The organism is Streptomyces sp. NPDC015346 (assembly GCF_043078785.1).
Taxonomy (GTDB): domain Bacteria; phylum Actinomycetota; class Actinomycetes; order Streptomycetales; family Streptomycetaceae; genus Streptomyces.
Map to the genome: position 1 here is coordinate 239,502 of NZ_JBIBTW010000001.1, position 12,395 is coordinate 251,896.

The following is a 12,395-nucleotide window of genomic DNA, read 5'->3' on the forward strand; positions in this document are numbered from 1 at the left end:
CCTTCGTACAATTTGAGCATGAACAGTGGATGAAACGTACCCTTCAGTGTCCCCTTCGGGCCACCTACTGTCGTGCCATCCAGTGGCGTGGGTACGGGCGGATGTCCCCGCGAATCAGTCACTGGACACTCCGCCGGACGACAGGCCGCCGAAGTACCGGAAGCGACCCGTCCGGACACCCCACTCGAAGCACCCAGGAGGACCCGACCATGAGCAGCAGCGACCAGAGCGCCTTCCGCGGCCCGACCGACTCGTCCCGCATCCCGCGGTACGCCGGTCCCGCGACGTTCGCCCGCCTGCCGCGACTCGACGAGGTCGGCACCGCCGACGTCGCCGTGGTCGGCGTCCCCTTCGACAGCGGTGTCTCCTACCGCCCCGGCGCCCGCTTCGGCGGCAACGCGATCCGCGAGGCGTCCCGCCTGCTCCGCCCGTACAACCCGGCGCAGGACGCCTCGCCGTTCGCCCTCGCGCAGGTCGCCGACGCCGGTGACCTGGCCGCCAACCCGTTCAACATCAACGAGGCCGTCGAGACCGTCGAGGCCGCGGCCGACGAGCTGCTCGGTACCGGCGCGCGGATGATGACCCTCGGTGGCGACCACACCATCGCGCTGCCGCTGCTGCGCTCCGTCGCCAAGAAGCACGGGCCGGTCGCGCTGCTCCACTTCGACGCGCACCTCGACACGTGGGACACGTACTTCGGCGCCGAGTACACGCACGGCACCCCGTTCCGCCGGGCCGTCGAGGAGGGCATCCTCGACACCGAGGCGCTCTCCCACGTCGGAACCCGCGGCCCGCTCTACGGCAAGCAGGACCTCACCGACGACGAGAAGATGGGCTTCGGCATCGTCACCTCGGCCGACATCTACCGCCGCGGCGCCGACGAGGTCGCCGACCAGCTGCGCCAGCGCATCGGGAACCGCCCGCTCTACATCTCCATCGACATCGACTGCCTCGACCCGGCCCACGCGCCCGGCACCGGCACCCCGGAGGCGGGCGGCATGACCTCCCGCGAGCTCCTGGAGATCCTGCGCGGCCTGTCCTCCTGCAACCTGGTCTCGGCCGACGTGGTGGAGGTCGCCCCGGCCTACGACCACGCCGAGATCACCGCCGTCGCCGCCTCCCACACGGCGTACGAGCTGACGACGATCATGTCCCGCCAGATCGCGGCGAACCGCGCCGCGGGCGCGGAGCAGGCCGCGAAGTAGGCCCCCGCCGCGTGCCCGGTCGGCGGCCGCGCCCGCCGACCGGGCGGCCGACGGTCGCCGACCCGGCCCGGCCGGCCCGGCGAGCGTGCTCGCGCGCTGCTCGGACCGCTGGGCCGGGAGCCCGCCGCCGGGCGCCCGCCGCTGGGCGCCGGGCGCCGGCCCGCAGGGTCGGTTGGGCCTCCCACTCGCCGCCGAGGGCTTCAGCGGCCCGGTGATACCCACCGTCCCGCCGCAGGACGGGGTGGTCGCCACCCGCCGGCGGGCCGGGTGGGTGGCAGCACCGTCCGGCCCGCAGGGCCAGGTGGCCGCACTCGCCTCCAGGCCGCAGAGGAAGGGGTGGCCGCCCGCCGCCGACCCGCAGGACCCGGTGGGCGCCACCCGCCGCCGGGTCACCATGCCGGATGGGGCACCATTCGACCGCCGGGCCGTACCGACAGAACACGCCACTCGCGAGGGGGACCCCCATGACGCACGACCACGACCTGGTGCTGCGGCCGACCGCCGCGCAGATCGAGGCCGCCCTCAATCCGCCCGCCGGGCGCAACGGTGGCGACCTCGTCGTCGAGACCCTCTCCGGGCTCGGCGCGACCACCGTCTTCGGCCTGCCCGGGCAGCACGCGCTCGGTATGTTCGACGCGCTGCGCCGGTCCTCCCTCACGTACGTCGGGCTGCGCGTCGAGAACAACGCGGGCTTCGCCGCCGACGCGTACGGCCGGATCACCGGCGAGGCGGCCCCGCTGCTCCTCTCCACCGGCCCCGGCGCCCTGATGTCCCTCGCCGCGCTCCAGGAGGCGGCCGCCGCCTCCGCCCCCGTCCTCGCGATCGGCAGCCAGGTCCCGGTGGCCGGGCTCGGCGGCGGGCGCCACGGCTATCTGCACGAACTCCGCGACCAGCAGGCGTCGTTCCGGGACATCGTGAAGTCCGTCCACACCGTCCGTACGCACTCCCAGATCCCGTCCGCCCTCGCCGCCGCCTGGGAGTCGGCGCTGACCGCCCCGCACGGGCCGGTCTGGGTCGAGATCCCGCAGGACGTGCTCCTGGCCGAGACGACGCTCCCCGTCGTCACGGCGATGGACGCGACCCCGGAGGAGGTCGTCCCGCGCCCCGAGCTGACCGCCGTCGCGGCGCACCTCCTCGCGAACGCCGAGCGGCCCGCGATCATCGCGGGCGGCGGCGTCGTCCGCTCCGACGCCTCGGGCAAGCTCCGCGCGCTCGCCGAGCGGATCCAGGCCCCGGTCGTGACGACCTTCGGCGGCAAGGGCGCCTTCCCCTGGGAGCACCCGCTCTCGCTCCAGTCCTGGCTGGAGGACCGGCACACCACCGACTTCCTGGAGGACGCCGACGTCCTCCTCGTCGTCGGCTCCGGCCTCGGCGAGCTGTCCTCGAACTACCACACCTTCGCCCCGCGCGGCCGGGTGATCCAGATCGAGGCCGACGCCGGCAAACTGGAGTCCAACCACCCGGCCCTCGGCATCCACGCCGACGCCCGCCTGGCGCTGTCCGCGCTGCTCGAAACGGTGGCGGTACGGGAGGACCCGACGGCCCCCGAGCGGGTCGCGGCGGTCCTGACGAAGGTCCGCGAGCGGATCGCGGCCCAGGACCTGGGCCTGGAGCAGCGGATCGTCGCCTCGGTCCGCGAGGCCCTGCCGGACACGTCCCCCAGCTTCTGGGACATGACGATCCTCGCCTACTGGGCCTGGTCTGCCTTCGACCCCCGCCACCCGAACACCATGCACTCCGCCCAGGGCGCCGGCGGCCTCGGCTACGGCTTCCCCGCCGCCCTCGGCGCGGCGGCGGCCGACCCGACGCGGCCGGTCCTCGCGGTCTCCGGCGACGGCGGCGCGATGTACTCGATCGCCGAGCTGGCGACGGCGAAGCAGTACGGATCCGACGTCACCTGGCTGATCGTCGACGACGGCGGCTACGGCATCCTGCGCGAGTACATGACGGACGCCTTCGGCGAGGCCACGGCCACCGAACTCGCCCGCCCCGACTTCGTCGCCCTGGCCGAATCCTTCGGCGTCCCGGCCGTCCGCACGACCCCGGAGTCCCTGACGGCCGACCTGGCGAAGGCCCTCTCCACCCCCGGCCCCTCGGTCGTCGTCCTCCCGGCCCTCCTGCGCATGTTCGAACCGACCCACCTCTAGGGCCTAGGACCAAAGTCCCCACTTCATTGCGGCGGGATGAAATCGCACCTCAGCCGCGTTGGGCCTTCCGGTAGAGCAGGACGAACGGGAGGCACCACGTGGCGGCGGCGGATCCGAAGCAAGAGGGCTGGGCCCGCAGGCTGGCCGGTTACGCGTGGCGGTACAAGAAGAACGTCGTGCTCGCGCTCGGGTCCTCGCTCGCCGGCATGGCCGTGCTCGCCCTCGTCCCGCTCATCACCAAGGTGATCATCGACGACGTCGTCACCGCCCGGACCCGGTCCCTCGCCGTCTGGACCGGCCTCCTCATCGCCGCCGCCGTCGTCGTCTACGTCCTGACCTACATCCGCCGGTTCTACGGCGGACGTCTCGCCCTCGACGTCCAGCACGACCTCCGTACCGAGATGTACGGCACCATCACCCGGCTCGACGGCCGGCGGCAGGACGAGCTGTCCACCGGGCAGGTCGTCGGACGGGCGACCAGCGACCTTCAGCTCATCCAGGGCCTGCTCTTCATGCTCCCGATGACCATCGGGAACGTCCTGCTCTTCCTGATCTCGCTCGCCGTCATGGCCTGGCTGTCGATCCCCCTCACCCTCGTCGCCCTCGCCGTCGCCCCCGCCCTGTGGTTCATCGCCAAGCGCAGCCGCACCCGCCTCCACCCCGCCACCTGGTACGCCCAGCAGCAGGCCGGCACCGTCGCCGGTGTCGTCGACGGGGCCGTGACCGGCGTGCGGGTCGTCAAGGGCTTCGGGCAGGAGGACCAGGAGACCGGGAAGATCCGCGAGGCCAGCCGCAGGCTCTTCGCCGGGCGGCTGCGCACCATCCGGCTCAACTCCCGCTACACCCCCGCCCTCCAGGCCGTCCCCGCCCTCGGCCAGGTCGCCGTCCTCGCCCTCGGCGGCTGGCTCGCCACCCGCGGCCAGATCACGCTGGGCACCTTCGTCGCCTTCTCCGCCTACCTCGCCTCGCTCGTCGGCCCGGTCCGGATGCTCGCCATGGTCCTCACCGTCGGCCAGCAGGCCCGCGCCGGCGTCGACCGCGTCCTGGAGCTCATCGACACCGAGCCCGTGATCAAGGACGGCACGAAGGAGCTGCCCGCCGACGCCGAGGCCACCGTCGAGTTCGACGACGTGAGCTTCGCGTACGAGGACGGCCGCCCGGTCCTCGACGGCTTCTCCCTGGAGATCCGCTCCGGCGAGACCGTCGCCGTCGTCGGCGCCTCCGGCAGCGGCAAGTCCACCGTCTCGCTCCTCCTGCCGCGCTTCTACGACGTCACCCACGGCGCCGTCCTCGTCGGCGGCCACGACGTCCGCGAGCTGACCCTGGACTCCCTGCGCGCCGCCATCGGGCTCGTCCCGGAGGACAGCTTCCTCTTCTCCGACACCGTCCGAGCCAACATCGCGTACGGCCACCCGGAGGCGACCCAGGAGCAGATCGAGACCGCCGCGCGCGCCGCCCAGGCGGACCGTTTCATCACCGACCTGCCCGAGGGGTACGACACCAAGGTCGGCGAGCACGGCCTCACCCTCTCCGGCGGCCAGCGCCAGCGCATCGCGCTCGCCCGCGCCATCCTCACCGACCCCCGGCTCCTCCTCCTGGACGACGCCACCTCCGCCGTGGACGCCCGCGTCGAGCACGAGATCCACGAGGCCCTCGCCTCCGTGATGGCCGGCCGCACCACCCTCCTCATCGCCCACCGCCGCTCCACCCTCAACCTCGCCGACCGGATCGCGGTCCTCGACGACGGCCGGCTCTCCGACATCGGCACCCACGAGGAGCTGGAGCGGCGCTCCCCGCTCTACCGGCAGCTGCTCACCGACCCCGACGAACTCGGCGGCGTCTCGCCCGGACACACCGTGGCGACGGAACTCCCCGAGGACCGCACCCTGCGCGCCGAACTCGACGCCGAGTTCGACGCCGAGCGCGGCATCACCCCCACCCTGTGGGTACGGGAGGAGACCGCCGAGGAGTCCCAGGCGCCCGGGGCCACCCCCGAACTCCTCGCCGCCGTCGAGGCGCTCCCGCCCGCCACCGACACCCCCGACATCGACGAGGCCCGCGCCGTCGCCCCCGACGACGACCGGGACGCGGCCTCCCGCGCCGGAGGAAACCGGGGAGGACTGCGCCGCCTGCTGCGCGGCTTCGGCGTCCCGCTGCTCATCAGCCTCGGCCTGGTCGCCGTCGACACCGGCATGGGCCTGCTGCTGCCCGTCCTGATCCGCCACGGCATCGACGAGGGCGTCAACCAGCTCGCCATCGGCGCCGTCTGGGCCGCCTCCGCCCTCGCCCTGGCCACCGTCCTCGTGCAGTGGATCGCGCAGACCGCCGAGATCCGGATGACCGGCCGCACCGGCGAGCGGGTCCTCTACGCGCTCCGCCTGAAGATCTTCGCCCAGCTCCAGCGGCTCGGCCTCGACTACTACGAGCGCGAGCTGACCGGCCGGATCATGACCCGGATGACGACGGACGTGGACGCCCTGTCCACCTTCCTCCAGACGGGCCTGGTCACCGCCTTCGTCTCCGTCGTGACCTTCTTCGGGATCATGGTCGCGCTGCTCGTGCTCGACCTCCAGCTCGCCCTGGTCGTCTTCGCGACCCTCCCCGTCCTCGCCGTCGCCACGTACTTCTTCCGCCGCTCCAGCGTGAAGGCGTACGAGCTGGCCCGTGAACGGATCAGCGTCGTCAACGGCGACCTCCAGGAGTCGGTCTCCGGGCTCCGCATCGTCCAGGCCTTCCGCCGCGAGCGCGCGAGCGCGGCCCGGTTCGCGGCGCGCAGCGAGGAGTACCGCGAGGCCCGCGTCCGCGGCCAGTGGCTGATCTCGATCTACTTCCCCTTCGTCACCCTGCTGTCCTCCGTCGCCGCCGCGGCCGTCATGATCGTCGGTGCGCAGCGCATCGAGGCCGGCACCCTGACCACGGGCGCGCTCGTCGCCTACCTCCTCTACATCGACCTCTTCTTCGCACCCGTGCAGCAGCTCTCGCAGGTCTTCGACGGCTACCAGCAGGCCGCCGTCTCGCTCAAGCGGATGCAGGAGCTCCTCGACGAGCCGATCTCGACGGCCGAGGCCGACAAGCCCCTCGACGTGCCGTCGCTGCGCGGCGAGATCGCCTTCGAGGACGTGTCCTTCGGATACGGAAGGGTCGACGCGGCCGGAACCGGGAGCGCGGATGCGACCGGGAGTGCGGACGTGACCGGGAGCGCGGGCGGAACCGGGAGCGGAGACGGGACCGGGAGCGGCGAGGCGGCCCTCACCGGCATCGACCTGCGCATCCCGGCCGGACAGACCGTCGCCTTCGTCGGCGAGACCGGCGCCGGGAAGTCCACCCTGGTCAAGCTGGTCGCGCGGTTCTACGACCCGACGAGCGGCCGGGTCACGGTGGACGGCACCGACCTGCGGGACCTGGACCTCACCGCGTACCGCCACCGCCTCGGGGTCGTGCCCCAGGAGGCGTACCTCTTCGCCGGGACGGTCCGCGACGCCATCGCCTACGGCCGGCCGGACGCGACCGACGCCGAGGTCGAGGCGGCGGCCCGCGCGGTCGGCGCGCACGACATGATCGCGACCCTGGACGGCGGCTACCTCCACGAGGTCGCCGAGCGCGGCCGCAACCTCTCCGCCGGTCAGCGCCAGCTGATCGCCCTGGCCCGCGCCGAACTCGTCGACCCGGACATCCTGCTCCTCGACGAGGCGACCGCCGCCCTCGACCTGGCCACCGAGGCCCAGGTCAACCAGGCCACCGACCGCCTCGCGGGCCGCCGTACGACGCTGGTCGTCGCCCACCGCCTCACCACGGCCGCCCGCGCGGACCGGGTGGTCGTCATGGCCGACGGCCGGGTGGCGGAGGACGGCACCCACGACGAACTCCTCGCTCTGGACGGGCGGTACGCCCGGCTGTGGCGGACGTTCATCGGCGAGGAGGAGCCGGCGAAGGCCCTCTGAGCCGACGGTGAAGGCAACCGCTCGCGCCTCCCGTGCGTCGTACGCATGTACGGCACCGAGGCGGGAGGGGAACCAGATGGTCGACGGGACGAAACAGGCGGGCGCGGGCTCCGGGCGGCTGCTCGCGCACCTGCTCACGATGGTGCTCGCCGTCGGCGCCCTGACCCTCGCGGGTCCCGGCGTCGCCGGCGCCGACGCCGCCTCCCTCTGCGCCGGCCGCCCCACCAAGACGCTCGCCTTCGCCACCGGAGAACTGCGCCTCTACAAGAGCCGCCAGTACGTCTGCGCCGTCACCGTCGCCAAGAACCCCGGCGCCCGGCGGCAGATGTCCGTCTCCCTCCAGCCCCGCGGCGGCCGGCCCGCCGTCGACTCCGGCCGCTTCACCCGCCAGGCGGGCCCGGTCACCGTCCACGCCCTCAACCGCTGCGTCCGCGCCACGGGCACCGTCGCCGGCCGCAGCGGCTCGACCGGCTGGATCCTGTGCTGATGCGGAGGAAATCCCGGAGGTAAGGCCCAAGCAGGTCTGGCGGCACGCACGTTGCCCCGCTAGGTTCGCGACACCGTTGTGAATCAAGGGGAGGGTCAATGCGCAAGTCGCTGAGATGGCTGGCGTCGCTCACGGTGCTCATAAGCACCGTCGGTGCGTCCGGCGCGGCCACCGCCGCGGAGCCGGCCACCGGCACGTTCGGCGGTACGTCGGTCGACCGTACGTCCGCCACCGCAGACAGCACCGACATCAAGGACCGCATCCTGGCGATCCCCGGGATGAGCCTGATCGAGGAGAAGCCGTACGCCGGCTACCGCTTCTTCCTCCTGGAGTACACCCAGCCGGTCGACCACCGCCGCCCCTGGGCGGGCACGTTCAAGCAGCGGCTCTCCGTCCTCCACAAGGACACCGACCGTCCGACCGTCTTCCACACCAGCGGCTACGGACTGAGCACCAACCCCAGCCGCCGTGAGCCCACCCGGATCATCGACGGCAACCAGGTCTCCATGGAGTACCGGTTCTTCACGCCGTCCCGGCCGCAGCCCGCCGACTGGAGCAAGCTGGACATCTGGCAGGCCGCCAGCGACCAGCACCGCATCTTCACCGCCCTCAAGAAGGTCTACGGCCAGAAGTGGCTCTCCACCGGAGCCTCCAAGGGCGGCATGACGGCGACGTACTACGAGCGCTTCTACCCGAACGACATGGACGGCGTCGTCGCGTACGTGGCCCCCAACGACGTGGTCAACCGGGAGGACTCGGCCTACGACCGGTTCTTCGAGACCGTCGGGACCAAGGAGTGCCGCGACCGGCTCAACGCGCTCCAGCGCGAGGCCCTGATCCGCCGCGAGCCGCTGCAGAAGAAGTACAAGGAGTGGGCCGACGCCGAGGGCGCCACCTTCAACACGGTCGGCTCCCTCGACAAGGCCTACGAGGCCGTCGTCCTCGACTTCGTCTGGGGCTTCTGGCAGTACTACGGCGAGGACGTCTGCGGCTCCGTCCCGGACGCGAGGACCGCCAGCGACGACGAGGTCTACGAGACCATCGACGCCTACTCCGGCTGGTCGTTCTACACCGACCAGGGCCTGGAGCCGTACACCCCGTACTACTACCAGGCGGCGACCGAACTCGGCTCGCCCAGCATCAGGCAGCCGCACCTCGACGGCCTGTCCCGGTACGGCTACCAGCCCGCCCGGAACTTCGTGCCGCGCGAGATCCCGACGACGTTCAAGCCGTGGGTCATGCGGGACGTCGACGACTGGGTCCGCAAGAACGCGCACCAGATGCTCTTCGTGTACGGCGGCAACGACCCGTGGGGCGCCGAACCGTTCCGCCTCGGCAAGGGCGCCCGTGACAGCTACGTCTACACGGCCCCCGGCGCCAACCACGGCGCCAACGTCGCGGGTCTCGTCGAGACCGAGCGCGCCAAGGCCACGGCCCGCATCCTCGCCTGGGCCGGGGTCGACGCCCCGACGGCGGCGGCCGCGCAGCCGCTGGCCCGCTTCGACGCCCGCCTCGACAAGGCGGCCGACGACGAGCTGAAGCGGGAGCACGGCGTCCGTCCGTGACCCGACGGGAGCGGGGAGGGGGCACCGCCCCTCCCCGCTCCCGGCTTTCAGGCGTACGACAGGCCGTGACCGACGGGGTACAGCACCCGCGCCGGATCGTCCGCCCGCTGTACGGGGACCGGCAGCCGGCCCTTGGGCCGCGCCGCGCCCGCGATCACCCGGACCGCCGCCCGGAGTTCGACGTCGGTCCAGGAGTACGCGGCGACGGTCGCCCGCTGCCCGCTCAGCTGGGCGATGTCGTACGGGTTGCGGATCGCGATCGTGACGACGGGCACCCCGGTCGCCACCAGCCGCGCCACGAGCGTGCGCTGCGGGCTGGTCGCCGAGACGTTGTAGGTGCCGACGACGACGACGTCCTTGCCGGCCGCGGCGGCCACCGCCTGCTCGATCTTCGCCGCCGTCGGGGTGATCCCGGTGGACAAGGCCGTGGCGGTGAAGCCCAGTTCGGTGAAGGCCGTCGCGAGGGTCGTGGTCGGCGGCCCCGTCGTGCCGGAGGGCGAGGCGGGGTCGGCGCCCACGACGAGGACGTCACCGTGGCTGCGGCGGGACAGGGGCAGCAGCCCGCCCTCGTTGAGGAGCAGCGTCGTGGTCGCCTCGGCGATCCGGTCGGCGTGGGCCAGGTGCGCGGCGCCGCCGACCGTACGGTTCACGCCGGAGGCGCTCACGTACGGCTCCTTGAAGAGCCCCAGCTTCGTCTTGAGGCGCAGGATCCGCAGGATCGATTCGTCGAGCCGGGCCTCGGTGAGTTCGCCGTCCGCGACCGCCCTGAGCACGGCCTTCCAGGCGACGTCGAGCTTCGGCGGGTTGAGCAGCTGGTCGACGCCGGCCTTGAGCGCGAGGACGGGCACGCGCTCGTCGCCGTACTTCGTCCGCACCCCCTCCATGCCGAGCGAGTCGGTCACCACCACACCGTCGTAACCGAGTTGCTCGCGCAGGATGCCGGTCAGGATGGGGTGGGAGAGGGTCGCCGGATCCTCGCTCGGGTCGAGCGCGGGGACGACGATGTGCGCGGTCATGATCGAGTCGATGCCGGCGGCGATGGCCGACCGGAACGGCGGAGCGTCCAGTTCGGCCCACTGCGCGCGGGTGTGGGTGATGGTCGGCAGGCCGTAGTGGCTGTCGACGGCGGTGTCGCCGTGCCCGGGGAAGTGCTTGGACGTGGCGGCGACCCCCGCCCCCTGGTAGCCCTTGACCTGGGCCGCGACCAGGGCGGCGACGGCCTGCGGGTCGGAGCCGAAGGAGCGGACGCCGATGACCGGGTTGGCGGGGTTGACGTTGACGTCGGCGACCGGCGCGTAGTTCTGCCGGATGCCGACGGCGGCCAGTTCGATGCCCGCGATCTGCGCGGCCTTACGGGTGTCGGCGTGCGAGCCGCCCGCGCCGAGCGCCATGGCGCCGGGGACCAGGGTGGCGGGCTTGCCGACCCGGCAGACGATGCCGTGCTCCTGGTCGGTGGAGATGAGCAGGGGGAGCGGGGTCGGCTGGGCAAGGCCGGCCCGCTGGATGCCGTTGGAGAGCTCGGCGATCTGCCGCGGGTCGCGGGTGTTGTGCGCCCAGGAGAAGTAGATGATCCCGCCGACGTGGTAGCGCTCGACGAGCTCGGCGGCGGTGCGGACGCCGATCTCCTTGAGGTTGGCGTCGATGTCGGCCTGGTCGGGGGCGGTGGCGGAGTGGCCGTACACCCGCATGACGAAGAGCTGGCCGACCTTCTCTTCCAGGGACATGCCGGCGATGAGCCGCCGGAGCTTCTCGTCGCGGGCCGCGGGCGTGGTGTCGTCCTCGCCGAGGGCGCGAGCGGGGGTGTGGACGCCGGTGACGGCCGCCGCGGCTGCGGCGGCGGTGACGGTGAGGAGGGTGCGTCGGGAGGTGGCGCGGTGGTGCACTGATGCTCCTTCCGGCCGTGCAAGGTTGAAGGAAAGGTTGAAGGAAGGGTTGAAGGAAGGGTTGAAGGAAACTTCCAAGGTGCCACGGATAGCCCGAAAGTAACTGCCAGGTCAAGCATCTGGCAGGATCCGCGTCGCGCCGGGAGACGGCGGACGGGCTGTCAGCTCGCCGCCGCCACCGAGGGCCACAGCTCCTGAAGCGTGCGGACGGTCTCCGTGATCGAGGGCCGCCGGGCCGCTCCCGTACGCCACAGGGCGCGCAGCCGGCGCATCGGCACCGGGTCCAGACGGACCGGCGTCACCTCGGGAGGCAGCGCCCCACGGCCCAGGCGTGGCACGAGCGCGATGCCGAGACCGGCCGCGACCAGGGCGACCTGCGTGGGGTTCTCCTCCGCCTGATGGACGATGTGCGGCTCGTACCCGGTCGCCCGCAGGGTCCGTATCAGCCAGTCGTGGCACACCGTGCCCGGCGGCTGGGAGATCCACCGCTCGTCCGCCAGCTCCTCCCGCCGTACCGACGCCCGTCCGGAGAGCGGGTGGTCGCGCGGGACGAGGATGTCGCACAGGTCGTCGCCGATGACGGCCTGTTCCACGCCCGGCGGGGTCGCCATCGGTGCGATGTCCCAGTCGTGCGCGACGGCCAGATCGATCACGCCGCGCGAGACCAGCTCGTTCGAGACGTGCGGGTCCACTTCGGTGAGCCGGGCGTCGAGGGAGGGGTGACGCCGGGCCAGTTCGGCGAGCACCCGGGGCATGAGTCCGCGCGCCGCGCTCGCGAAGCAGCCGATCGCCAGGCGCCCGGCCGGCAGCCCGCGCCGCTCCTCGAGTCGTACCTCCGCCTCCTCGACGATGGACAGCAACTTCTCTGCCGTCGCGGCGAGTTGATGGGCCTCGTCGGTGAGCCGGACCCCGCGTCCCCGGCGTTCGAGCAGCGTCGTGCGGGTCTCCCGCTCCAGCTTGGCGATCTGCTGGGAGACGGCGGACGGGGTGTAGCCGAGGGCGGCGGCCGCCGCGGCCACCGTGCCGTGGACGGCGACGGCGTGGAGGGCCCGCAGGCGTCCGAGATCGAGCACGGCGCACTCCTCAGAAAGGATGGGATGGGAGGGGATGGGATGGATGAAGCGTTGCTTCATCCCATCATGAAGAAATCCGCGCTGGTGCTACACG

General features: G+C 72.6%; 7 protein-coding genes. 5 read left to right on the forward strand and 2 right to left on the reverse strand.

From position 1 onward, the window contains the following. Positions 1–209: 209 nt before the first annotated feature. From speB to ACF06X_RS01170, 5 genes are all read left to right on the forward strand, one after another. Positions 210–1,205: an agmatinase gene (gene speB, locus ACF06X_RS01150; protein ID WP_392285075.1), complete on the forward strand. Its 996-nt coding sequence runs from the start codon at positions 210–212 to the stop codon at positions 1,203–1,205. A gap of 464 nt (positions 1,206–1,669) precedes the next feature. Continuing rightward, positions 1,670–3,352: a thiamine pyrophosphate-binding protein gene (locus ACF06X_RS01155; protein WP_392285076.1), complete on the forward strand. Its 1,683-nt coding sequence runs from the start codon at positions 1,670–1,672 to the stop codon at positions 3,350–3,352. Between the two features lie 98 nt (positions 3,353–3,450). Continuing rightward, positions 3,451–7,293, forward strand: a complete 3,843-nt coding sequence (locus tag ACF06X_RS01160; protein WP_392285077.1) for an ABC transporter ATP-binding protein — start codon at positions 3,451–3,453, stop codon at positions 7,291–7,293. A 76-nt stretch (positions 7,294–7,369) separates the two neighbouring features. Next, positions 7,370–7,780, forward strand: a complete 411-nt coding sequence (locus ACF06X_RS01165; protein WP_392285078.1) for a hypothetical protein — start codon at positions 7,370–7,372, stop codon at positions 7,778–7,780. A gap of 98 nt (positions 7,781–7,878) precedes the next feature. Then, positions 7,879–9,345, forward strand: coding sequence for an aminopeptidase (locus ACF06X_RS01170; RefSeq protein WP_392285079.1), 1,467 nt, complete (start codon positions 7,879–7,881; stop codon positions 9,343–9,345). A gap of 47 nt (positions 9,346–9,392) precedes the next feature. On the opposite strand, the gene ACF06X_RS01175 is transcribed toward ACF06X_RS01170, so the two are convergent. After that, positions 9,393–11,228, reverse strand: a complete 1,836-nt coding sequence (locus tag ACF06X_RS01175) for a glycoside hydrolase family 3 protein (protein WP_392285080.1) — start codon at positions 11,226–11,228, stop codon at positions 9,393–9,395. Between the two features lie 161 nt (positions 11,229–11,389). After that, on the reverse strand, positions 11,390–12,301 hold the full coding sequence (locus ACF06X_RS01180; protein WP_392285081.1) for a LysR substrate-binding domain-containing protein: 912 nt from the start codon (positions 12,299–12,301) through the stop codon (positions 11,390–11,392). Positions 12,302–12,395 lie beyond the last annotated feature (94 nt).